The organism is Streptomyces sp. SCSIO 30461, assembly GCF_037023745.1.
In the GTDB taxonomy this organism is placed as follows: domain Bacteria; phylum Actinomycetota; class Actinomycetes; order Streptomycetales; family Streptomycetaceae; genus Streptomyces.
In genome coordinates this window covers 5,526,738-5,550,214 of the sequence record NZ_CP146101.1, presented here as the reverse complement: position 1 = coordinate 5,550,214, position 23,477 = coordinate 5,526,738, and the positions used below count along the sequence as shown (strand labels likewise).

Here is a 23,477-nt window from a genome sequence, read left to right as displayed (position 1 = left end):
GTACGGGCCGTCGTCTCGCTTCCGCTCCGTGGCCGATGTCACTGCAAGGCCCGTCGGGGAGGTAGGGTCGTAGGCGGTCGGGGACATCCCTATACATGCTCGCCGGGCGCTGAAACCCGGCGTACCTCACGAGGAGATCGGTTCGTGACGATCCGCGTAGGCATCAACGGCTTCGGCCGCATCGGTCGTAACTACTTCCGCGCGCTGCTGGAGCAGGGTGCTGACATCGAGATCGTGGCTGTCAACGACCTGGGAGACACCGCGACCACGGCCCACCTGCTGAAGTACGACACCATCCTCGGCCGGCTCAAGGCGGAGGTCAGCCACACCGCCGACACGATCACGGTCGACGGCCACACGATCAAGGTGCTCTCCGAGCGCAACCCCGCCGACATCCCCTGGGGTGACCTGGGTGTCGACATCGTCATCGAGTCGACCGGCATCTTCACGAAGAAGGCCGACGCCGAGAAGCACATCGCCGGCGGCGCCAAGAAGGTCCTGATCTCCGCCCCGGCATCCGGCGAGGACATCACCATCGTCATGGGCGTCAACCAGGACAAGTACGACGCGGCCAACCACCACGTCATCTCCAACGCGTCCTGCACCACCAACTGCGTGGCCCCGATGGCCAAGGTCCTGGACGAGAACTTCGGCGTCGTCAAGGGCCTGATGACCACCGTCCACGCCTACACCAACGACCAGCGGATCCTGGACTTCCCGCACAAGGACCTGCGCCGCGCCCGCGCTGCCGCGGAGAACATCATCCCGACCTCCACCGGTGCCGCCAAGGCCACCGCCCTGGTGCTGCCGCAGCTCAAGGGCAAGCTGGACGGTATCGCCATGCGCGTCCCGGTCCCGACCGGCTCCGTCACCGACCTCGTCGTGGAGCTCGAGCGCGAGGTCACCAGGGACGAGATCAACAGCGCCTTCCAGAAGGCCGCCGAAGGCGAACTCAAGGGCATCCTGGAGTACACCGAGGACCCGATCGTCTCCTCGGACATCGTCAACTGGCCCGCGTCCTGCACCTTCGACTCGAAGCTCACCATGTCCCAGGGCAAGCAGATCAAGATCGTCGGCTGGTACGACAACGAGTGGGGCTACTCCAACCGCCTCGTCGACCTGACCGTGTTCGTCGGCAACCAGCTCTGATCCGCGGCCGGTAGCACACCGATGTGAGCAGCAGGGCCCGGGCAGCGCGAAGAAGCGCTGACCGGGCCCTGTAGCGTGTTCCCGCCCTCTTTAGGAGTCATCACAGCATGAAGACGATCGACGAACTCCTCGCCGAAGGAGTCACCGGCAAGCGGGTCTTCGTCCGCGCCGATCTCAATGTGCCGCTCGACGGCACCACCATCACCGACGACGGTCGTATCCGGGCCGTGCTGCCCACCGTGAAGGCCCTCGCGGACGCGGGCGCCCGGGTCGTCGTCGCCTCCCACCTCGGCCGCCCCAAGGGCGCGCCCGACCCGGCCTTCTCGCTGGCCCCGGCCGCCGCGCGCCTCGGGCAGTTGCTCGGGACCGATGTCGCCTTCGCGACCGACACGGTCGGCGCTTCGGCCCGTGCGACGGTGGACGGCCTTGCCGACGGCCGGGTCGCCGTGATCGAGAACCTGCGCTTCAACGCCGGCGAGACGTCGAAGGACGACGCGGAGCGCGCCGCGTTCGCCGAGCAGCTCGCCGCACTGGCCGACGTCTATGTCGGTGACGGTTTCGGGGCCGTGCACCGCAAGCACGCCTCGGTCTTCGACCTCCCGGCCCGGCTGCCGCACGCCGCCGGCTATCTGATCGCCACCGAGGTGGGCGTGCTGAAGAAGCTCACCGACGATGTCCGGCGCCCCTATGTCGTGGTGCTCGGCGGTGCCAAGGTCTCCGACAAGCTCGCCGTCATCGACCAGCTCCTCGGCAAGGCGGACCGTCTGCTGATCGGCGGCGGAATGGCGTACACCTTCCTGAAGGCGAAGGGGTACGAGGTCGGTATCTCCCTCCTCCAGGAGGACCAGATCCCGGTGGTCACCGAGTACATGGAGCGCGCCGAGAAGAGCGGTGTCGAACTGGTGCTGCCGGTCGACGTGCTCGCCGCATCGGAGTTCCCCGACCTGAAGACCAAGGCGCCGGCCGACTACGATGTCGTGGACGCCGACAGCATTCCCTCCGACAGGGAGGGCCTGGACATCGGCCCCAAGACCCGCGAGCTGTACGCGTCGAAGATCGCCGACGCCGAGACCGTCTTCTGGAACGGCCCGGTGGGCGTCTTCGAGCACCCCGACTACGCGGGCGGCTGCCGCGCCATCGCGCAGGCGCTCGTCGACAGCAAGGCCTTCACCGTCGTCGGCGGCGGTGACTCGGCCGCTGCCGTCCGTACCCTCGGCTTCGACGAGAACGCTTTCGGCCACATCTCGACCGGCGGCGGCGCGAGCCTCGAATACCTCGAAGGCAAGACGCTTCCCGGCCTCGCCGCACTGGAGGACTGATCCACCGATGAGCACCCGCACCCCGCTGATGGCGGGCAACTGGAAGATGAACCTCAACCACCTCGAGGCCATCGCCCACGTCCAGAAGCTCGCGTTCGCCCTCGCGGACAAGGACTACGACGCCGTCGAGGTCGCCGTACTGGCGCCCTTCACCGATCTGCGCTCCGTGCAGACGCTGGTGGACGGTGACAAGCTGAAGATCAAGTACGGTGCCCAGGACATCTCGGCGCATGACTCCGGTGCCTACACCGGCGAGATCTCAGGCCCCATGCTGGCCAAGCTGAAGTGCGCCTATGTCACCGTCGGCCACTCCGAGCGACGCCAGTACCACGGTGAGTCCGACGAGCTCTGCAACGCCAAGGTCAAGGCCGCCTTCAAGCACGGCCTGACCCCGATCCTCTGCGTCGGCGAGGGTCTGGAGATCCGCAAGGCCGGACAGCAGGTCGAATACACCCTGAAGCAACTCGACGGCGGTCTCGAGGACATCCCGGCCGAGCGTGCCGAGACCATCGTGATCGCCTACGAGCCGGTGTGGGCCATCGGCACCGGCGAGGTCGCGACCCCAGAGGACGCCCAGGAGGTCTGCGCGGCGATCCGCGGCCGGTTGGCGGAGCTGTACGGCCAGGACGTGGCCGACAAGGTCCGGATCCAGTACGGCGGCTCGGTGAAGGCCGGGAACGTCGCCGCGATCATGGCGCAGCCCGATGTGGACGGCGCCCTGGTGGGCGGCGCGGCACTGGACGCGGACGAGTTCGTGAGGATCGTCCGTTTCCGTGACCAGTGAGTAGGCCGTAGCGGCGATCCCGTCGTACCCTTGCGGGGGCCGGGCCCTGGGGTCCGGCCCCCGGTTACTTGATCAGCAACCGGGTTTGATCAGTTGCTTTGTGTTCCTGTCCAGTCGTGTCCTGTCCGAGGAAGTTGGTCCAGCCGTGATTATGGGGTTCTCGATCGCCCTGATCGTCTTCAGCCTGCTGCTGATGCTGCTGGTGCTGATGCACAAGGGGAAGGGCGGCGGCCTCTCCGACATGTTCGGTGGCGGTATGCAGTCGTCCGTCGGCGGCTCCTCGGTCGCCGAGCGCAACCTCGACCGCATCACCGTCGTGGTCGGTCTGATGTGGTTCGCGTGCATTGTCGTGCTTGGTCTGTTGATGAAGCTGGACAGCTGAAGCACATCGGGCGCTCCTGAGGTGGGGGTGTAACTCCAATCACTGGACGCGCGTTGGGCCTTACGTAGACTGGGGCATCCTCGAGCACCATCACGCAGGGAGTTACAACCGTGGCAAGTGGCAACGCGATCCGGGGAAGCCGGGTCGGAGCGGGGCCGATGGGGGAGGCCGAGCGGGGAGAATCCGCGCCGCGTCTCCGCATCTCCTTCTGGTGCTCGAACGGGCACGAGACGCAGCCGAGCTTCGCCAGCGACGCGCAGGTACCGGAGCACTGGGACTGTCCGCGCTGCGGGTTCCCGGCCGGCCAGGACCGGGACAACCCGCCGGACCCGCCGCGTACCGAGCCTTACAAGACGCACCTGGCGTACGTACGCGAGCGACGCAGCGACGCGGACGGCGAGGCGATCCTCGCGGAGGCTCTCGCCAAGCTCCGGGGCGAGATCTGAGCGGCCGGCGCTCCGAGACTGACAGCGGGCCCGGCTTTTGCAGGAAACCACGGTTTCCTGCAAAAGCCGGGCCCGCTGCCGTATTTCTGTGGGAGCGGGATCTGTTCACGCTCGCCGTCGCCTCGCTCGCCTCGTCCGCTGTCCGGATCAATTAGGTTGGTGGGGCAGCGGGGCACCCATGCAGGCAAGAAAGAAGTGGGCTGATGTCAGACAACACAGCAAGCCGTGACCGGCTGGGCCGGATGCCCGAATGGGCCGCTCTGGGGCGCCACCGCGAGCAACTCGGGGGCATGGATCTGCGAGAGCTGTTCGCCGCCGACGCGGGGCGCGGCGGCCGGTACACCCTTCGGGTCGGCGGTCTGCACCTCGACTACTCCAAGCACCTGGTGACCGACGAGACTCTGGAGCTGCTTCGGGAGCTGGCGACGGCCGCCGGCGTCGCCGGGCTCCGGGACGCCATGTTCCGAGGCGAGAAGATCAATGTCACCGAGCGGCGCGCCGTGCTGCACACCGCGCTGCGTGCCCCGCGCGACGCCGTCATCGAGGTCGACGGTGAGAACGTGGTGCCCCAGGTGCACGCGGTGCTCGACAAGATGAGTGTGTTCGCCGGGGAGATCCGCTCCGGCAGGCGGACCGGATTCACCGGAAAGCCCATCAGGAACGTGGTGAACATCGGCATCGGGGGCTCCGACCTCGGTCCGGCCATGGCCTACGAGACACTCCGTGCCCACAGCGCACGGAATCTGACGTTCCGCTTCGTGTCCAACGTGGACGGGGCCGATCTGCACGAGGCGATTCGGGATCTCGACCCGGCCGAGACGCTGTTCATCGTCGCCTCCAAGACGTTCACCACCATCGAAACCATCACCAACGCCACTTCGGCCCGTGACTGGCTACTCACCGAGCTGAAGGCTGGCCCGGAGGCGGTCGCCCGGCACTTCGTGGCGTTGTCGACCAATGCGGGGAAGGTCGCGGAGTTCGGCATCGACACCGCCGACATGTTCGAGTTCTGGGACTGGGTCGGCGGGCGGTACTCCTATGACTCGGCCATCGGGCTCCCCCTGATGATCGCCATCGGCCCCGAGCGCTTCCGGGAGATGCTCGACGGCTTCCACCTCGTGGACGAGCACTTCCGTACCGCACCGCCCGCCGAGAACGCACCGCTGCTGCTCGGTCTGCTCGGCGTCTGGTACGGCGCCTTCTTCGACGCCCACTCCCACGCGGTGCTGCCGTACTCGCACTACCTGGGCAAGTTCACGGCGTATCTCCAGCAGCTCGACATGGAGTCCAACGGCAAGTCAGTGGACCGCGAGGGAAACAGGGTCGACTGGGCGACCGGCCCCGTCGTCTGGGGCACCTCCGGCACCAACGGGCAGCACGCGTACTACCAGTTGCTCCACCAGGGCACCCGGTTCATCCCGGCCGACTTCATCGGCTTCGCGCGGCCCGTGCACGAGTTGTCCCCGCCGCTCGCCGCCCAGCACGACCTGCTGATGGCCAACTTCTTCGCCCAGACGCAGGCTCTGGCCTTCGGGAAGACCGCGGACGAGGTACGGGCCGAGGGCGTCCCGGAGGAGTTGGTGGCGCACAAGACGTTCACCGGCAACCACCCCACGACCACGATCCTGGCGGCTGAGCTCACCCCGTCCGTGCTGGGGCAGCTCGTCGCGCTCTACGAGCACAAGGTGTTCGTGCAGGGTGCGATCTGGAACATCAACTCCTTCGACCAGTGGGGGGTCGAGCTCGGCAAGGTGCTCGCCAAGCGCATCGAGCCGATGCTGACCGAAGGCACCGGCGTCGAGGAACTGGACAGCTCGACCGCCTCACTCGTGGGCACCTACCGCGATCTGCGCGGCAGGGCGTGCGAAGCCTCGGAGCGGTAGGGGGCAGGAGCCGATGACGGGGGAGGGGACCGTGCGGCTGAGACCGCCGAACAACACGCTGAGCGAACGGGCCATCGGCTGGTGGCGCACCCAGTGGCTGGTGGCCGCGTTCGTCCCGGTGGCTGTGCTGGGGGTGCTGGCCGCGTCCATCGCACCGGCCAGGACCTGGCTGCTCGTCGCCGCGGTGGCGGTGGCGGTGATCGGCGTGGCGGGCGCGGTCCTCTTCCCGGGCTGGTGGTACCGGCTGCACCGGTGGGAGGTCACGGGCGAGGCCGTGTACATCCGGACCGGCGCCTTCTGGCAGGAGTGGCGGATCGCGCCGATGTCCCGGATCCAGACCGTGGACACCGTACGCGGCCCCCTGGAGCGGGCCTTCGGACTGTCCACCGTCACGGTCACCACCGCGTCATCCAAGGGCGCGCTCAGGATCGAGGGGCTCGACCACGAGCTCGCTGCGGAGCTGTCCGCCCAGCTGACCCGGGTCACCCAGGCCACTCCGGGCGATGCCACATGACCGAAGGTCCGGAGACGAACGAGGACGCCGCGGTGGACGAGGACGCCGCGGTGGACGCCGAGCCGGTCGTGGACGCCGGCTCGGTCGCGGACGAGGCATGGCGCAGCCTCGACCGGCGTACGGTCGTGCTCACGGCGGTCGTCATGACCGGCGTTGCGGGCGGTGCCGCCCTACCGGTGTTCGCCGGGCTGACCGGCGCCCTGCCTTGGTGGCAGGCGCTCGGCTGGGTGTTCGGCGGGGTCGTCCTGCTGGTCGGGGCGGGCACCGCCGCCGACCATGTGCGCTGGCGGCGTACCCGGTACCGCGTCGGACCTGAGCGCGCCGAGCTCCACACCGGACTGCTGCTGACCAGGCGTCGCTCGCTCGCCCGGGAGCGCATCCGCAGTGTCGATCTGACGGCCAATCCGCTCCAGCGCGTGCTCGGCCTCGTCAAGGTCCGTATCGGCACCGGTGAGCACACGGGCGACGGCCAGTCCACACTGGAACTCGACCCGGTCACCACAGCCGAGGGCGAGCGGCTGCGGCGCGAGCTGCTGGCCCATACGGCGGCGTCCGGAGCCGAGGCGCGCACGGACGGGGTGTTGGCCGCCTTCGACCCGCGCTGGATGCGGTACGCGCCCCTGTCCTTCGTTGCCCCGCTGCTGGGCGGGGCTGCCGTGGGCGCGGTGATGCAGATCAGCGAGTGGTTCGGGGTCCAGGGCGAGGTGATCGACTGGACCGTCGAGCGCTTCGCGGCCACCCCGCTGCTGTGGGCGGTCGGCGTGATCGCGGCCGGGGTCCTGGTGGCAGGTGTGGTGGGCGCACTCGGCCTCTGGACCGAGATGTGGTTCGGCTACCGGCTCGAACGAGAGCCGGGCGGCACCCTGCGGCTGCGCCGGGGGCTGCTGACCGCCCGCTCGCTGTCCATAGAGGAGCGGCGGCTGCGCGGCGTCGAACTGGTCGAGCCGCTGGGCGTACGCCTGTTCGGCGCGGCGCGCGTGGACGCCGTAGCGACCGGTCTCACGAACGACGAGGACGACACTCACACCGACATCAAGACCCTGCTGCCGCCCGTGCCGAGAACCGTGGCGGACGGCGCGGTCGCCGATGTGCTGCGGGAGCACCGCGCCCCGACGAGCGCCCCCCTGACCCCGCACCCCCCGGCCGCCCGCAGTCGCAGACTGCGCTGGGCGCTGACCGGTGCGTTGCTGCCGGCGGTCGTCATCGCCGTCCTGGGCGGCGCGCTGCGCGACGACACCCTGCTCTACGCGGCTGCGCTCTGCGCGCTGCTCCTCCCGCCTCCCGCCGTACTGCTCGCCCTGGACGCCTACCGGAGCCTCGGGCACACGATCGGCGGGCCCTATCTGCTGGCCCGCTCGGGCACCGTGCGGCGTAGCACGGTCGCCCTCCAGAGATCAGGGATCATCGGCTGGACCCTCAAGCAGTCCTGGTTCCAGCGCCGTGCCGGGCTGCTCACCCTGATTGCCACCACGGCGGCCGGAGCCGGGGCCTACGCGGTGTACGACGCCGGCGAACACGAACTGCTGCACTTCGCCGACCACGCGGTCCCGGGGCTGCTGGAGCCGTTCCTCGCCACCCCTGAGCAGGGCCGGGAACGAGAGCCGTCCGGAGAATGACCGGGGCGCGCCGCCCGCTGTGGACGGGCGGCGCCGAGGCCATGCGGCGTGCCGGTTCGCCGAGCCCACGACCGCTGGTGAACCGCGGTCAGCGCTCAAGCAGATGGACGACCACTTGCGTGCCGTCTTCACGTGCTTCGATGTAGCCCCGCACATTGCTGAAACGGCCCGTTCCGCCGGTGATCGCGCTCGTCTGCCGGTCCGACGGGTCCCGTGACTCCACGTTCTGGTCAAGGAGCTGGGTGGTGATCTGCCCGTCCGGGGTGTTGAAGGTCCCCACCACCTGCTGCTGCCGGACATCCCCGTCCACGGCCAGAACCACACCTTGGTAGCCCCACGTTCCGAAGGGCTCGCCGTTTCTGGTCAGGGTCGTGGTCCCGAACTCGACCCAGGTCGATCCGGCGACGGGGTCGGGTAGCGTCCCGTCGGTCTCGGTCAGCGTGAGCTTGATGAGGCGCTCGCCGGAGGGCCGAGGCATCGACACAGCCGGCGGCGACGAGGCTGTCGCCAGTCCAAGTACCGTAACTGCCATGCCAGCTACGCATCCGGCTGCTCGCTTCGTGAACATGTACGCGATGCTCCTTCACTGCTCGTTGTCTCAGGTGGACCGGGTTGATGGGAACGCCGAACCATCCGTGGCATTCGGGTGGAGGTATTCGTCAGATGACCGCCATATCCGCTGCTGAGGCGGCGGTGGCGAGCGAACCCACGCGACTGATTTCAATATAAATATTCTCAACCGATTTAAGTGTTCACGGTGTTGTTTCGTTCGAGAACGTACCCGCATGGAGTACGGATTCGAAAGGGCTGGGACTTTCGGGTGACCACCGTTCGGTGGATGTCACGGGCCGGTCGTCGCCCGAGAGGCGGGACCCGCCGAATGATCCGCCTTGCCGGCCGGACTCCGCGGCCCCGAACGGGCCTTTCGGCGGACGCCCCCGTGGGACCCGGTCGGCTTCGATCCCGAATTCGGTCCGCGGTGCGGAGTGAATAGCCGGTCATTCCCTTGCGCCGGTGGCGTACTGCTGCCTCTGCGTCATGAGTCTCCAGGCGTTAGCGTACGCCTGTGAATCACTCGAAATGATAAGAAGCGGGCCTTTGGCGTCCACGAACGGTTTGTCGGGTCGTACACGGCTCAGGACAGCAGCCGTGGGGTCAGGGGCAATCCGGCCCGTCGGCATTTCACGCAAGGAGACTAGTTGTGCATGCGTCCATGTCTCGCCGTCAGGTCGGGGTCTGGCTGATCGGAGCACGCGGTTCCGTCGCCACCACCTCGGTCGCGGGGTGCGCGGCTGTCGCCACCGGTCTGCATCCCCCGACAGGACTGGTGACCGAGACGCCCGTCTTCGCCGGCGCCGGTCTGCCCGCGTTGTCCTCCCTCGTCTTCGGAGGCCACGACATCGCGGACGGTCCCTTGCCCAAGCGGGCCGAGATGCTGACGGCCGACGGTGTACTGACCCACGATGTCGTGAACGCGGTGGCCACCGAACTGGCCGCAGCGGACGCGGAAATCAGGCCGGGCGGTCCCGGGCGAGGCGGTACGCGGAACGAGGAGCAGCTGGTCAGCGCCTTCGCCGCCGACATCGAGGACTTCCTGCGCCGCCGAGGACTGGCGCGAGCTGTGGTGGTGAACGTGGCGTCGGCCGAGCCGCCGGCCATCGGCGACGGACTTCCCGCGAGTTCGCTGTACGCGGCGGCTGCCATGCGGGCGGGCTGCCCGTACGTGAACTTCACCTCGTCGACGGGCTTGCACCATCCGGCCCTGGCGCGAACGGCGGCGACGAGCGGGCTGCCGTACGCGGGGCGCGACGGCAAGACCGGCCAGACACTGCTGCGCTCCGCGCTCGGCCCGATGTTCGCGCAGCGGGCGCTCGCGGTACGGGCCTGGTCGGGAAGCAATCTGCTGGGTGGCGGCGACGGCGCCTCCCTGGCGGACCCCGCCGCGGCTTCCGCCAAGGAGGCGGGCAAGGAAAGGGTCCTCGCCGACACCCTCGGTACGGCTCCCGAGGGTGAGGTGCACATCGACAACGTGCCGGCCCTCGGCGAGTGGAAGACCGCCTGGGACCATGTCGCCTTCGACGGCTTCCTCGGCACGCGCATGGTGTTGCAGACCATCTGGCAGGGATGCGATTCGGCGCTGGCCGCGCCGCTGGTGCTGGACCTGGTCCGGATTGTCGCCCGTGCCCACGAGGCGGGCATGTCGGGACCGCTGCGCGAGCTGGGCTTCTACTTCAAGGATCCGGTCGGAGACGGTCCTTCGGGGCTGCCTGAGCAGTACGCGGAACTCGCCGGACTCGCCGGACGACTGCGGTCTTGTGCTGCTCGGCAGGATGAGGGGTCATGAGGCGGACAGGTTCGGCTGAGCCGTCACGGGTGACTGGACACACCGGGCTGCTGAGCCGGATCTGCGAGGTGCCCGGGGGTGAGAAGGGACGGCGGGGGCCGGGGCGCGCCAAGCGCACGACCGTACTCGGCGACTGGGCCGAACTGCTTCGCCTGCCGGCCGTGTGCACGGTGCCAGGGGACGCACTGGCCGGCGCGGCCGTGGTGGCCGGGCGCCCCAACCCGCGCACGATACTGGCCGTCGGATGCTCCTTGTGCCTGTACGAAGCGGCCATGGCCCTCAACGGCTGGGCCGACCGCGCCGAGGACGCTGTCGAGCGACCGCACCGCCCGATTCCCTCCGGACGTATCCGCCCGGACGACGCGCTCGTGGCGGCCTCCGCTCTCACGGCGGCGGGCCTCGCCATGGCCTGGCCGGCGGGACGTCCCGCATTCGCTCTCGCGACCGCCCTCGCGGTCACCGTCTGGGCGTATGACCTGGTTCTGAAGGACGGTGCGCTGGGCCCGGCGGCCACGGCCGCCGCCCGGGGCCTGGACGTGCTCCTGGGCGCCGCGGCCACCGGGGGACCGCTCCGTCCGGCGATCGCACCGGCGGCTCTGCTGGGCAGCCATACCCTGGCGGTGGCCTTCATGTCCCGCCAGGAGACGACAGGCGGATCCGCCCTGCCCGCGTGGGCGGCTCTGGGCACGGTCGCCGCGGTGACCGGCCTGCTGTCCCGCCGTCCGGCGGCCCCGCGCGGCTTCCACGCCGAAGAGAACGCGGGTTCCGGAGGCCTCACGGGCACGACCGCGACGGCCGGAACGCTCGCCGGCTCCCTGCACGGCGCGGTGAGAGCGGTCTTCGCCACCGCGTACGCCGCCGCCGCCTCCCGGCCCTACGCGCACGCTGCCCTCGACCCCTCCTCCTCACTCATCCAGCGCGCCGTGGGAAGGGGCATCCACGCCACCATCCCGCTCCAGGCAGCGCTCGCGGCCCGCTCTGGCGCCGTGGTCACCGGCGTGCTGACCGCCGCTCTCGCTCCCGTCGCGGCGAAGTACATGAAGAAGGTGAGCGTGACATGAACCCCGGCGCAGCCCTTTCGCGGGCAGCCGAGGGGACCGCGCGGGCGGCCTCCGGCACGCTGCGCTTCGGCTACGGCACCAACGGCCTGACCGACCTGCGCCTGGACGACGCCCTGGACCTGCTCGCCGAGCTCGGCTACGACGGGGTCGGGTTGACCCTCGACCACATGCATCTCGATCCGCTGGCCGCGGATCTCGCGGCCCGCACCCGCGAGGTCGCCCGCCGACTCGATGCGCTCGGCCTCGAAGTCACCGTGGAGACCGGTGCGCGCTATGTGCTCGACCCACGCCGCAAACACGGCCCGTCCCTCCTGTCCCCGGACCCGGAGGAACGCGCGCGCCGCGCGGGGCTGCTGACCCGGGCGATCAGGGTCGCGGCCGAACTCGGCGCGCACGCGGTGCACTGCTTCAGCGGATCCAGACCGGTCGGGACGGATGAGAGCACGGCATGGCACCGCTTCGCCGACGCCCTCGCGCCCGTCCTCGCGTACGCCGCCGACGCGGGCGTCCCGCTCGCCGTCGAGCCCGAACCCGGCCACCTCCTCGCCACCCTCGGCGACTTCCACCGTCTCCGCGGTCTGCTCGGTGACCCCGCCCACCTCGGCCTCACCCTGGACATCGGCCACTGCCAGTGCCTCGAACCGCTCCCGCCCGCCGACTGCGTCCGCGCAGCCGCCCCCTGGCTGCGGCACGTACAGATCGAGGACATGCGGCGCGGAGTCCATGAGCACCTTCCCTTCGGGGAGGGCGACATCGACTTCCCAGCCGTGCTCGCGGCCCTGGCCGCCACCGGCTACCGGGGACTGACCGTCGTCGAGCTGCCGCGTCACGCCCATGCCGGGCCCCACTTCGCGGAACGCTCCCTGCCGTTTCTCCGAAGAGCCGCGGCGGGTGCCTCCGCTCCGACACGGGGAGCCCGTGGAGCGCTGCCGGACGGCCTGGAAGGCAGCCCCGTATGACACCTCCGCACACCGCCCCCGGCTCCGGGGCTCCCGACGTGCCCACCATCGCCCGGGGACATGAAGCGCGGGACGGGCTCCGCGCGAGCCTGCCCGATGCGGCCCGTGCTTGGCTGGACCAGGCCCTTGACGAAGCGGCCGCCGAACAGGTCGAGCCGGGGCGCGTCCCCGGCTGGGAAGTACGGCTCGCGGAGGCGGCACGCCGCTGCGGGACCACCCACGGCGACTCCGTACGCGTCCTCATCCTCATCGCCGCCCGCGCCGACACCGCCGTACTCACCAGGGTCTACCGCCACGGCACAGCCGATGAGCGCCGCGCCGTCCTGCACGCCCTGCCTCATCTCGTGTCCGGCCCCGAGGCCGTCCCACTCGTCGAGGACGCGCTGCGTGCCAACGACCCACGGCTGCTGGCCGCGGCCGTCGGTCCCTATGCCGCCCGCCACCTGGCTCCGCACCTGTGGCGGCACGCCCTGCTGAAGTGCCTGTTCACCGGTGTGCCGGTCGACGCGATCGCCGATCTGCCGAGGCGGGCCGACGGCGACGCCGAACTCGCCCGCATGCTGGACGACTACGCCGCCGAGCGCGATGCCGCAGGCCGTGGCGTGCCCGAAGGCCTGTACCGGGTCCTCGCCCTCACCCGAACCGCGGCCGACACGGCCGGGCTCCCTGCCAAGGAATCCTGATGCGCATCTTCGACCCCCATATCCATATGACATCGAGAACCACGGACGACTACGAGGCGATGTACTCCGCAGGCGTCCGCGCCGTCGTCGAGCCCTCCTTCTGGCAGGGGCAGGCGCGTACTTCCGTTGGCTCGTTCGTCGACTACTTCGACTCCCTGCTCGGCTGGGAGCCGTTCCGTGCCGCCCAGCACGGCATCGCCCATCACTGCACGCTCGCCCTCAACCCCAAGGAGGCCAACGACCCCCGCTGTGTGCCCGTCCTGGACGAACTGCCCCGGTATCTCGTCAAGGATCGGGTCGTGGCGGTCGGCGAGATCGGCTACGACTCCATGACACCCGCCGAGGACACCGCCCTCGCCACCCAGCTGCAGCTCGCCGCAGACCACGGGCTGCCCGCGCTGGTGCACACACCGCATCGCGACAAGCTCGCCGGTCTTCGCCGCACCATCGACGTCATCCGGGAGTCCGTGCTTCCGCCGGAGCGGGTCGTGGTCGACCACCTCAACGAGACCACCGTCGATGAGGCCGAAGCCAGCGGATGCTGGCTCGGCTTCTCCGTCTACCCGGACACGAAGATGGACGAGAAGCGGATGGTCGTGCTTCTGCGCAGGTACGGGCTTGAGCGCGTGCTGGTGAACTCCGCCGCCGACTGGGGCCGGAGCGACCCCCTCAAGACCCGCAAGGTGGCGGACCTGATGCTCGCCGAGGGATTCAGCGAGGACGATGTCGACCAGGTGCTCTGGCGCAACCCCGTCGCCTTCTACGGGCTCAGCGGGCGCCTCGACCTGAAGCCTCCCGCGACCGGGGCCACACACGAGGGCAACTCCGTCCTGCGCGGCGTGGAGTGACGTATGCGATTCCGCCATCCCGACGGTTCCACCATCCACCTGGCGTACTGCACCAATGTGCATCCGGCCGAGACCCTCGACGGCGTCCTGGCCCAGCTCCGCGACTACTGCGAACCCGTACGGCGCCGTCTGGGCCGCGACCGTCTGGGCATCGGCCTGTGGCTGGCCGAAGACGCCGCTCGTGTCCTCGCGGACACCCCATCCGCCCTGCGCGGTCTGCGCACCGAACTCGACCGCCGAGGCCTCGAAGTCGTCAGCCTCAACGGCTTCCCCTACCGGGGGTTCGGCGACGAACAGGTCAAGTACCGCGTCTACAAGCCCGACTGGGCGGATCCCGAGCGCCTTGAGTACACCGCCGCTCTGGCGCTCATTCTCACGCGGCTGCTTCCCGACGACGTCGAGGAGGGCAGCGTCTCCACCCTGCCGCTCGCCTGGCGCACCGCCGACCCGGACAGCGTGAAGGCAGGGTGCGCCGCCCTGCGTGCGCTCGGCGGAAGGCTCGACACCCTCGCCGACCGGACCGGCCGTTCCGTGCGCATCGGCCTTGAACCGGAACCGGGCTGTGTGATCGAGACCACCGGGGACGCCATCGCCCCGCTCAGGGCGATCGGCCATCACCGCATCGGCATCTGTGTCGACATCTGCCACCTCGCCACCTCGTTCGAAGAGCCGCACCACGCCTTCGGCGAACTCGCCCGAGCGGGCGTCTCCGTCGTCAAGTCCCAGCTGTCCGCGGCGTTGCACGTCGAACACCCGCACCTGCCTGAGGTCCGCGCCCGGCTCGCCGCCTTCGACGAGCCCCGCTTCCTGCACCAGACCCGCACCGTCACCGGCACCGGGGTGCGGGGCACCGACGACATCGGCCAAGCCGTCGACGGCGAGGCGCTGCCCACCGACTCCAGCTGGCGTGCCCATTTCCACGTTCCCCTGCACGAGCCCCCGGCGCTGCCCTTGACCTCGACTCTCTCCGTGCTGAAGACGTCTCTGACCCGGCTCGTCGGCGGTCCGCGTCCGATCACTCGCCACCTGGAGGTCGAGACCTACACCTGGCAGGCGCTCCCGCCGGAGCTGCGCCCCGGCACGGCGGCCCGGCTCGTCGACGGCATCGCCGCCGAACTCACCCTCGCCCACGACCTGCTGACCGACCTCGGCCTGAAGGAGATCCCGTGACCACGCAACGGACCAGCGCCCCGCCGACTCCGCTCCTCCTTCTCGACGTCGTCGGTCTGACTCCTCGCCTCCTCGGCCGTATGCCCCACCTCGACGCGCTCGCGCGGTCCGGTTCGCACACACCGCTGGACACGGTCCTACCGGCCGTCACCTGCTCCGTCCAGTCCACCTTCCTGACCGGAGCCCCGCCCTCCGACCACGGCGTCGTGGGCAACGGCTGGTACTTCCGCGAGCTCGGTGACGTCCTCCTGTGGCGGCAGCACAACGGTCTGGTCGGCGGCGACAAGATCTGGGACGCGGCCCGGCGGGCGCACCCGGGCTACACCGTCGCCAACATCTGCTGGTGGTACGCCATGGGCGCGGACACCGACATCACCGTCACCCCTCGGCCCGTCTACTACGCGGACGGCCGCAAGGAGCCGGACTGCTACACCCGCCCCCCGGAGCTGCACGACGAACTCACCGGGAGATTCGGCACCTTCCCCCTCTTCCAGTACTGGGGACCCGGCGCCGGCCTCACCTCCAGCCGGTGGATCATCGACGCCACCCGCCACATCAACCGCACCCGGCACCCCGACCTCACGCTCTGCTATCTCCCGCACCTCGACTACGACCTGCAGCGCTTCGGACCCGACGACCCGCGCTCGCTGAAGGCCGCCGCGGACCTGGACGAGGCCTTGGCGCCCCTGCTCGAAGACGCCGAGGCCGAGGGGCGCACCGTCGTCGCGCTCTCCGAGTACGGCATCGCACCCGTGGACCACCCCGTCGACATCAACCGCGCCCTGCGACGTGCCGGACTGCTCGAGGTACACACCCAGGACGGCATGGAGTACCTCGATCCCATGGCCTCCCGGGCCTTCGCGGTCGCCGACCACCAGATCGCCCATGTCTACGTGCGGCGCCCCGATGACCTGGCGGTCACCCGGGCGGCACTGGAAGGCATGCCCGGCATCGAGCGGATCCTGGCGGATGACGGCAAGAAGCGTAGCGGTCTCGACCACCCCCGCTCCGGGGAGCTCGTGGCCATCGCCGAGCCCAACGCCTGGTTCACGTACTACTACTGGCTCGATGACGCCCGCGCCCCCGACTTCGCGCGACTCGTCGACATCCACCGCAAACCCGGCTACGACCCGGCCGAGCTCTTCATGGACCCCTCCGACCCCTATGTGAAGGTGAGGGCGGCCACGGCACTGGCCCGGAAGAGGCTCGGCCTGCGCTACCGCATGGCCGTCGTGCCGCTGGACCCCTCGGCTGTCCGCGGCAGCCACGGCCGCCTTCCCCTCGGCGACGACGAAGGCCCGCTCGTCATCTGCTCGATCCCGCACGCGCTCGGCGACCGCCTCGCGGCCACCGATGTGAAGCCCCTCCTTCTCCGTCTGGCGGGCCTGTCCACCTGAGGAGGGCCTCGATCACGGTGCGGCGGTGCCGTGCCCGCCATGCCCCCCGCGCCCGCCGGTCCGGGGGCGGCGGGTCACGGCGAAGTCGAGCAGATCCACCAGGTCCTCGTGGACCGCGGGTGGCAGGGCAGCGCCGTCCAACAGGGCCACCGCTTGAGCGAGATGGGATCGGGCCACCTCCTGGGCGTACGCGCGCCCGCCGGCGGCGTCGATGAGACTGGCCGCCCGCGCCAGGCCGTCTTCGTCCAGGTCTCCTTTGAGCAGGCAAGCCAGCTCGTCCGATGCCGGATGCCCGCTCTGGAGGGCCGCGATGACGGGAAGGGTGCGCTTGCGGCTGCGGAGGTCCTGGAACCCGGGCTTGCCGACCAGGACGGTGTCACCCCAGATGTTCTCCAGGTCGTTCGCGGCCTGCCAGGCCGTTCCCGCCCTGTGCGCCGCTTCCCGCAGTACCTCCGCCTGAGCGGCGGGGGCTCCCGCCAGCACGGAGCCGATCACCGCGGCCGACCCCAGAAGTGCCCCGCCCTTGCCCTCGCAGACGTGCAGGTAGTCATCGATGGAGAGCGAGTCCACCGGGCCGTCGTCGAACTCGCACTCCCGGGCGGCGGCGTGGATCATGCGGGTGAGGGCGTTGTTGAGTTCCCTGGCCGCCGCAGCCCCCGCCGGACCGTCGACGGCGAACAGGCCCTCGGCAGCCGCGGCCCACAACGCGTCGCCGGACAGCAGCGACGTACCGGTGCCGTACACGACCCAGGCGGTCGGCCGGCCGCGACGGATGTCGTCGCCGTCGATGATGTCGTCGTGCAGCAGGGAGAAGTTGTGGATCAACTCCACGGCCACGGCTCCCGGGAGCGCCACCTCGGCTTCGGCGCCCGCGGCCTCGGCGGAGAGCATGGCCATGCACGCCTGGAGGGACCGGCTGCCGCGTCCGGCGACAGGGCTGCCGTCTGCGTCCCACCAGCCGAAGTAGTAGCCCGCGGCTCGTTCGAGACCGGCGGGGAAGCGCGCGATCGCCTGGGCGAGAGCCGGACGGACGAAGACGCGGGCTCGCTCGACGACAGCGGGAACCGCGGGCTGCGCGGAGGACATCGGATCACCCCGCCTTGCGGGAGACGATGCGGATATAGCTGATCCGGCCGCTGCGGTAGCCGTCAAGGTAGGTCTGTTCGATGCCCGTGGTCAGCTCGGAGCGGGAGCGCAGTTCCCAGTACGGGATGGCCGCCTGAGTGAGATCGTCGACCTGGTACGGAACGAAACCGGCGTCGAGCAGGGCACGCAGGTAGCCGCGCCGGCTGTGGGTACGGCAGCGGTAGTGGGCGTCGATCGTCGCCTCCACCGGTTGCCCGGGCACGACCGTGTCGTTGACGCACCAGGTGAGCAGCACGTACCGGCCATCCGTTTCGAGGACCCGGGCGAATTCGGAGAACGCCTCGTCGAGTTCCACGTACATCGTCGTCTCGTTGGTGACGACGGCGTCGAAGGACTCCGCCGGGAAGCGCGTGTGAGTCATGTTGAGATCATGGAAGTGCACCATGTCCGCCACACCTCGTTCGAGCGCCTGGGCGCGGGCAAAGCGGTTCTGGTACGCGGAGAAATTCACTCCGTCCACACGGCACCCCAGTACGTGGTGCAGGAGGAAGGCGGTTCCCCCGCGCCCCGATCCGGCGTCCAGAATCCGGGAGTGTGCTCCCGATTGCGTCAGAGCGCCCAATACCGAGTCCACCTGCCTGGTTTCGAGCCGATGGATCTCATGGCTGATCGCACTCTGCTGTGCGTGGCCGGTCAATTCCAGAACTGACCGGTCGAAATCACCCACGGCAAAATGATGGTGGTAGAGCCCGTCGAGATGTCCCAGATGCAGGTTCAGTGCGTCGTCGCGCTTGGTGTCGTAGTAGGCAAAAGCCTCGGCCTCGAAGGGATTACGCACCAAAGTCTCCACCGGCAGGCTCATCGCGACCATCCCGTCATGTATCGGTATGCAGTCAGGGCTCGAATCAGCGACGACACCGTGAGGACCCCGGCGTCCTCGCCCCCTACGCATGGGACAGCCTCCCTCCCCTTTCTGCACCTCAGTGCCCTCCGGACGGGTGAGCGGGAACCCGGTTGACCCGATCGTGCCCGATCGTGCCCGGTCGGCCGTCGGAGGGCACAGCCGCTTTCGATGGTCCGACAAGCTGAAAAATCGCATCCGATGAACCCATGGCGATAGAGGGGATCGACATATGGACATCCTGAGAAAGGGAGGACCCAGAGACGGAACATCCGGGAGAAACGATGGAGACCGAAGAGCTTCCCGTCTGCCCTTTCCCTGCGGGGCCGCGGGGTGGGCCACCGGCCGTTCTCGAACGACTCCGGGAGGACGATCCACTCGGTTGGGTCCGCATGCCCAGCGGAGTCGCCGCTCGTCTCGCCGTACGTTACGCGGACGTCGCGCAGGTCCTCTCGGACAGCCGTTTCTCGCGAGATCTGAACGGCAGCGCCGCCCCGCGCTTCCTCCCGGGGTTCGACTTCATGGCGTACAACCTCGGCCTTCTCGTCAACCTGGAAGGTGAGCGCCATCAACGACTGCGCGGATTCGTCACCAAGGCGTTCAGCCGCGGACGGATGGACCGCTGGCGGCCGAGGATCCATCAGCTCGTCGACGACCTGATCACCGACTTCGTCTCCCAGGGATCGCCGGCCGACTTCGTCAGCCGGTTCGCCGACCCGCTCGCGGGCATCGCCATGGCCGAGATTCTCGGTATCCCGCCCGAGAGCGGTGCCGAGCTGCGTGCCGGGGCGGGTGCCCTGGCCTCCTTCGCCGCCGGTGAGGGCGAGGCGGCCAGGGAACAGGCGGCCGCCTACGCGCAGCGCGTCCAGGAGATCGTGCGCCACGTGGAGAAGTCTCCTGGCGAGGGTCTGATCAGCGAACTGATCAGGGTCAGGGACGAGACCGCCGGACTGTCCGAGTCCGAGGTGTGCGACCTGGCACTGATGATGATCATCGCAGGGCACACCCCGGCCGGCATCCTCACCCGAGCGGCCGTCACCGTGCTGGCTGATCCCGATCTCTACCGCTTCTTCGGCGGTTCCACCGGGCTGTCGTCCGCTGCCGACGAGCTGCTCCGTTGCCACTCGGTGGCGCTGTCCAACGTGCGGGTGGCGACAGAGGACGTCGACCTGCCGTCCGGGACGATCCGCAAGGGGGAAGCGGTTCTCGCCTCGATCGAAGCGGCCAACCACGACGCACAGGTCTATCCCACGCCACTGTCCTGTCGGCTGTCGCGGGACGCGGAGGCATCGACCGAGCGTCATCTCGCCTTCGGACGGGGCCCGCACTACTGCCTCGGCGCCCACCTCGCGCGCCTCCAGATCGAAGCGGCCTTCTCCGGCCTGGCACGCAGGCTTCCCACCCTGCGGCTTGATGTCGACCCCGACGACATCAAGTGGGGCGCCCTGATGCGAAGCCCGGAGAAGCTCCCTGTGGTGTGGTGACGTCCACAACCGCCGACGGCCCGGTTCCACAACGGAACCGGGCCGTCGGCCGAGGATGCCTGGAGCCCGAGCGGCTCAGCCGCTCAGGCCGAAGCCGGTGGGTAGAGCCCGCGCGGAAGCTGGGACGCCGCGGCCGAGTCGAGCAGCCACAGCGTCCTCGCCCGCCCGTACGCACCGGCTGCCGGAGCCTGGATCTCACCCGCGCCGGACAGCGCGATCCGAGCCGCGTTCGCCTTGTCGTCGCCCGCCGCGAGCAGCCACACCTCGCGTGCTGCGCGGATCGCCGGAAGGGTCAGCGAGATCCTGGTGGGCGGCGGCTTGGGCGCGCCGTGCACGCCGACCACCGTCCGCTCGGTCTCCCGAACCCCCGGATGCTCCGGGAACAGGGAGGCGACATGCGTGTCCGGGCCGACGCCCAGCATCAGCACGTCGAAGGTCGGCACATCGCCGCCCGCGGCGGCAGCCGCTGACCGATAGTGCTCCGGACCCGCGGCGGCCGCCAGCTCCTGCGCGTACGCCGCGGCCGCGGTGTCCGCGTCATTGCCGTACGGGCCGTCGGACGCCGGCATCGGGTGCACCCGGGACGGGTCCAGCGGCACCGAGTCCAGCAGGACCTGGCGGGCCTGGGTGACATTGCGCTCCGGGTCGCCCTCCGGCAGGAAGCGCTCGTCGCCCCACCACAGCTCCAGCCGTGACCAGTCGATGGCGTCCCGGGCAGGCGCGGCGGCCAGTGCGGCCAGCAGGCCGTTCCCGTTGCGCCCGCCGGTGAGGACCACCGACGCCGAACCGCGCGCGGCCTGGGCGTCCACGATCTTCGTGATCAGCCGGGCCGCGGCGGCCTGCGCCATCAGCTCCTTGTCGCGGTGGACGACCAGCTGGGGAGCGCTCATTTCGACGCCGCCTTCCTGGCCGGGGGCTTCGCCGCGGCCTTCTTCCGCGGCGCGGCTCCCTCCGCGGCGGCCTGCGCGGGAGCGGGCCCCGGAAGCTCGCCGGAACCGATGTCCAGTCGGTCGACGCCGTACCGCAGCGCCGAGGCGTAGATGTCGTCCGGGTCGAGCCGTCGCAGCTCCTCCGCGATCAGCTCCGCCGTGTCCCGCCGCTTCAGTGCCACCGCCCGGTCCGGCTGGCCCTCGATGGAGAGGGTGGCGACGGAGCCGTCGGACCGGCCCAGCTCGATGGGGCCCTGCTTGGTGTCCATCCTCACGGAGGTCAGTCCGGGGCCCGTCGAAACCGAGCGCTGCACCGGCACCTTGAGCCGGTCGGCGAGCCACATGGCGAGCAGCTCGCAGCTGGGGTTGTGCTCCTCGCCCTCCACCTCGACCGAGGTCACCTTCCAGGGCGCCTGGTCCAGTGCCGCGGCGAGCATCGAGCGCCACGGGGTGATCCGGGTCCATGCCAGATCCGTGTCACCCGGGGTGTAGGCGTCGGCCCTGGCCGTGAGCTCGGCGATCGGCTGCTCGCAGGCGTAGGTGTCGGTGACCCGGCGCTGCGCCAACGCGCCCAGCGGGTCCGATGCCGGGTCGGCCGGTGCGTGCACCGGCCACCACACCACCACCGGGGCGTCCGGCAGCAGCAACGGCAGCACGACCGAGTTGGCGTGGTCGGCGACCTCGCCGTACAGCCGCAGTACGACCGTCTCACCGGTGCCGGCGTCGGCGCCGACCCGCACCTCCGCGTCGAGACGCGCCTTGGCCTTGTCACGCGGCGACCGGGAGACCCTCTTGATCACCACAAGGGTGCGTGAAGGGTGCTCGCGGGACGCGTCGTTGGCGGCCTTGAGCGCGTCGTAGGCGTTCTCCTCGTCGGTGACGATGACCAGGGTGAGCACCATGCCGACGGCCGGGGTGCCGATTGCCCGGCGTCCCTTCACCAGAGCCTTGTTGATCTTTCCTGACGTGGTGTCCGTGAGGTCGATCTTCATGGCCGACGCCAGCTCCGTCCGTCTCGTGCGAGCATTTCGTCCGCCTCGGCCGGTCCCCAGGTCCCGGCGGGGTACCGCGCGGGCTTGCCGTGCCGGTCCCAGAACTCCTCGATCGGGTCGAGGATCTTCCAGGACAGTTCGACTTCCTCGACCCTCGGGAAGAGGTTGGAGTCACCGAGCAGCACATCGAGGATCAGCCGCTCGTACGCCTCCGGGCTGGACTCCGTGAAGGACTCTCCGTAGGCGAAGTCCATCGAGACGTCCCGGACCTCCAGCGAGGTGCCCGGCACTTTGGAGCCGAACCGCAGGGTGACGCCCTCGTCCGGCTGAACCCGGATGACCAGGGCGTTCTGCCCCAGCTCCTGGGTGGCGGTCCGGTCGAAGGGGGAGTGCGGGGCACGCTGGAACACCACCGCGATCTCGGTGACACGGCGCCCGAGCCGCTTGCCGGTACGCAGATAGAAGGGGACACCCGCCCAGCGGCGGTTGTCGATCTCCACCTTGATGGCCGCATAGGTGTCGGTCTTGGAGTTCGGGTCGGTGCCCTCCTCCTCCAGATAGCCGACGACCTTCTCGCCGCCCTGCCAGCCCGCCGTGTACTGGGCACGCACGGTGCCCGCCGCCAGGTCCTTCGGCAGCTTCACGGCACCCAGCACCTTGGTCTTCTCCGCCGCGAGCGCGTCCGCCTCGAAGGAGGCGGGCTCCTCCATGGCGGTCAGCGCGAGCAGCTGGAGCAGATGGTTCTGGATCACGTCGCGGGCGGCGCCGATGCCGTCGTAGTAGCCCGCCCGGCCGCCGATACCGATGTCCTCGGCCATGGTGATCTGGACATGGTCCACATACGACCGGTTCCAGATCGGCTCGAAGAGGGTGTTGGCGAAACGCAGAGCCAGGATGTTCTGGACGGTTTCCTTGCCGAGGTAGTGGTCGATCCGGAACACCTGGTCCGGGTCGAACACTTCGTGGACGATCGAGTTGAGCTCCTTGGCCGAGGCGAGGTCGTGGCCGAACGGCTTCTCGATGACGGCACGCCGCCAGGAGCCGTCCTTCTGGTCGGCCAGACCGTGCTTCTTGAGCTGCTTGACGACCTTGGGGAAGAACTTCGGCGGCACCGACAGGTAGAACGCGAAGTTGCCGCCGGTGCCCTGCTCCTGGTCCAGCTCGGTGATCGTCTTCTTCAGGTTCTCGAAGGCGGTGTCATCGTCGAAGTCGCCCTGGACGAAGCGCATCCCCTGGATCAGCTGCTGCCAGACCTCCTCGCGGAAGGGGGTGCGGGCGTGCTGCTTGACCGCGTCGTGCACCTCCTGCGCGAAGTCCTCGTCGTCCCACTCGCGGCGGGCGTAGCCGACGAGCGAGAAGCCCGGCGGCAGCAGACCGCGGTTGGCGAGGTCGTAAACAGCAGGCATCAACTTCTTACGTGACAAATCGCCCGTGACGCCGAAAATCACCAGGCCCGACGGCCCCGCGATACGCGGGAGCCGCCGGTCCGCGGCGTCACGGAGCGGATTGGCTCCGTGTGCGGGAGTCAAG

General features: G+C 69.7%; 22 protein-coding genes. 16 read left to right on the top strand and 6 right to left on the bottom strand.

Annotated features, from left to right (window positions below; genetic code table 11):
- The first annotated feature begins 144 nt into the window (after positions 1-144).
- From gap to V1460_RS24855, 8 genes are all read left to right on the top strand, one after another.
- Positions 145-1,149 carry a type I glyceraldehyde-3-phosphate dehydrogenase gene (gap, locus tag V1460_RS24890; RefSeq protein ID WP_338675834.1) on the top strand — a complete coding sequence of 335 codons (1,005 nt, stop codon included), beginning with the start codon at positions 145-147 and terminating at the stop codon, positions 1,147-1,149.
- A gap of 107 nt (positions 1,150-1,256) precedes the next feature.
- Positions 1,257-2,468: a phosphoglycerate kinase gene (locus V1460_RS24885; protein WP_338675833.1), complete on the top strand. Its 1,212-nt coding sequence runs from the start codon at positions 1,257-1,259 to the stop codon at positions 2,466-2,468.
- Between the two features lie 7 nt (positions 2,469-2,475).
- Positions 2,476-3,252, top strand: coding sequence for a triose-phosphate isomerase (gene tpiA, locus V1460_RS24880; RefSeq protein ID WP_338675832.1), 777 nt, complete (start codon positions 2,476-2,478; stop codon positions 3,250-3,252).
- Between the two features lie 151 nt (positions 3,253-3,403).
- Positions 3,404-3,634 carry a preprotein translocase subunit SecG gene (secG, locus tag V1460_RS24875; RefSeq protein ID WP_338678195.1) on the top strand — a complete coding sequence of 77 codons (231 nt, stop codon included), beginning with the start codon at positions 3,404-3,406 and terminating at the stop codon, positions 3,632-3,634.
- A 110-nt stretch (positions 3,635-3,744) separates the two neighbouring features.
- On the top strand, positions 3,745-4,080 hold the full coding sequence (locus V1460_RS24870) for an RNA polymerase-binding protein RbpA (RefSeq protein ID WP_338675831.1): 336 nt from the start codon (positions 3,745-3,747) through the stop codon (positions 4,078-4,080).
- 203 nt (positions 4,081-4,283) lie between these two features.
- Positions 4,284-5,963, top strand: a complete 1,680-nt coding sequence (gene pgi / locus V1460_RS24865; protein ID WP_338675830.1) for a glucose-6-phosphate isomerase — start codon at positions 4,284-4,286, stop codon at positions 5,961-5,963.
- Positions 5,964-5,976: 13 nt separating this feature from the next.
- Positions 5,977-6,477: a PH domain-containing protein gene (locus tag V1460_RS24860; RefSeq protein WP_338675829.1), complete on the top strand. Its 501-nt coding sequence runs from the start codon at positions 5,977-5,979 to the stop codon at positions 6,475-6,477.
- On the top strand, positions 6,474-8,093 hold the full coding sequence (locus V1460_RS24855) for a PH domain-containing protein (protein WP_338675828.1): 1,620 nt from the start codon (positions 6,474-6,476) through the stop codon (positions 8,091-8,093). Before V1460_RS24860 ends, V1460_RS24855 begins: the two co-directional genes overlap by 4 nt.
- An 88-nt stretch (positions 8,094-8,181) precedes the next feature.
- Here the strand turns inward: V1460_RS24855 and V1460_RS24850 are convergent, their stop codons facing one another.
- Positions 8,182-8,571 carry a hypothetical protein gene (locus tag V1460_RS24850; RefSeq protein WP_338675827.1) on the bottom strand — a complete coding sequence of 130 codons (390 nt, stop codon included), beginning with the start codon at positions 8,569-8,571 and terminating at the stop codon, positions 8,182-8,184.
- 735 nt (positions 8,572-9,306) lie between these two features.
- Here V1460_RS24850 and V1460_RS24845 point away from each other — a divergent pair.
- The 7 genes from V1460_RS24845 to V1460_RS24815 are packed head-to-tail and all read left to right on the top strand — an operon-like array spanning position 9,307 to position 16,555.
- Positions 9,307-10,437 (top strand): inositol-3-phosphate synthase, encoded by a 1,131-nt coding sequence (locus tag V1460_RS24845; protein ID WP_338675826.1) that lies wholly within the window; start codon positions 9,307-9,309, stop codon positions 10,435-10,437.
- Positions 10,434-11,498, top strand: a complete 1,065-nt coding sequence (locus V1460_RS24840; RefSeq protein ID WP_407077523.1) for an SCO3242 family prenyltransferase — start codon at positions 10,434-10,436, stop codon at positions 11,496-11,498. Before V1460_RS24845 ends, V1460_RS24840 begins: the two co-directional genes overlap by 4 nt.
- A complete protein-coding gene (locus V1460_RS24835; protein ID WP_338675824.1) occupies positions 11,495-12,457 on the top strand; it encodes a sugar phosphate isomerase/epimerase family protein in 963 nt (320 codons plus the stop codon). Before V1460_RS24840 ends, V1460_RS24835 begins: the two co-directional genes overlap by 4 nt.
- Positions 12,454-13,140 carry an EboA domain-containing protein gene (locus V1460_RS24830; protein WP_338675823.1) on the top strand — a complete coding sequence of 229 codons (687 nt, stop codon included), beginning with the start codon at positions 12,454-12,456 and terminating at the stop codon, positions 13,138-13,140. Before V1460_RS24835 ends, V1460_RS24830 begins: the two co-directional genes overlap by 4 nt.
- Positions 13,140-13,988 carry a TatD family hydrolase gene (locus V1460_RS24825; protein WP_338675822.1) on the top strand — a complete coding sequence of 283 codons (849 nt, stop codon included), beginning with the start codon at positions 13,140-13,142 and terminating at the stop codon, positions 13,986-13,988. The genes V1460_RS24830 and V1460_RS24825 overlap by 1 nt, the downstream gene beginning before the upstream one ends.
- A 3-nt stretch (positions 13,989-13,991) precedes the next feature.
- Positions 13,992-15,158, top strand: a complete 1,167-nt coding sequence (gene eboE / locus V1460_RS24820; protein ID WP_338675821.1) for a metabolite traffic protein EboE — start codon at positions 13,992-13,994, stop codon at positions 15,156-15,158.
- Positions 15,155-16,555 carry a nucleotide pyrophosphatase/phosphodiesterase family protein gene (locus V1460_RS24815; protein WP_338675820.1) on the top strand — a complete coding sequence of 467 codons (1,401 nt, stop codon included), beginning with the start codon at positions 15,155-15,157 and terminating at the stop codon, positions 16,553-16,555. The genes eboE and V1460_RS24815 overlap by 4 nt, the downstream gene beginning before the upstream one ends.
- Before the next feature lie 12 nt (positions 16,556-16,567).
- On the opposite strand, the gene V1460_RS24810 is transcribed toward V1460_RS24815, so the two are convergent.
- Together V1460_RS24810 and V1460_RS24805 are read right to left on the bottom strand one after the other, a co-directional pair.
- Positions 16,568-17,641, bottom strand: a complete 1,074-nt coding sequence (locus V1460_RS24810; protein ID WP_338675819.1) for a polyprenyl synthetase family protein — start codon at positions 17,639-17,641, stop codon at positions 16,568-16,570.
- 4 nt (positions 17,642-17,645) lie between these two features.
- Complete coding sequence (locus V1460_RS24805; RefSeq protein ID WP_338675818.1) at positions 17,646-18,512, bottom strand: methyltransferase domain-containing protein; 867 nt, start codon at positions 18,510-18,512, stop codon at positions 17,646-17,648.
- Positions 18,513-18,934: 422 nt separating this feature from the next.
- On the opposite strand from V1460_RS24805, the gene V1460_RS24800 reads away from it, so the two are divergent.
- On the top strand, positions 18,935-20,026 hold the full coding sequence (locus tag V1460_RS24800) for a cytochrome P450 (protein ID WP_338675817.1): 1,092 nt from the start codon (positions 18,935-18,937) through the stop codon (positions 20,024-20,026).
- A gap of 83 nt (positions 20,027-20,109) precedes the next feature.
- Here the strand turns inward: V1460_RS24800 and pgl are convergent, their stop codons facing one another.
- From pgl to zwf, 3 genes are read right to left on the bottom strand one after another with little or no spacing between them, the layout of a single operon-like run.
- Positions 20,110-20,916, bottom strand: coding sequence for a 6-phosphogluconolactonase (gene pgl / locus V1460_RS24795; protein WP_338675816.1), 807 nt, complete (start codon positions 20,914-20,916; stop codon positions 20,110-20,112).
- Complete coding sequence (opcA, locus tag V1460_RS24790) at positions 20,913-21,947, bottom strand: glucose-6-phosphate dehydrogenase assembly protein OpcA (RefSeq protein WP_338675815.1); 1,035 nt, start codon at positions 21,945-21,947, stop codon at positions 20,913-20,915. Before opcA ends, pgl begins: the two co-directional genes overlap by 4 nt.
- The gene (zwf, locus tag V1460_RS24785; protein WP_338675814.1) at positions 21,944-23,476 is read right to left on the bottom strand and encodes a glucose-6-phosphate dehydrogenase; all 1,533 of its coding nucleotides are present in this window, start codon (positions 23,474-23,476) and stop codon (positions 21,944-21,946) included. Before zwf ends, opcA begins: the two co-directional genes overlap by 4 nt.
- Between the last annotated feature and the right edge of the window lies 1 nt (position 23,477).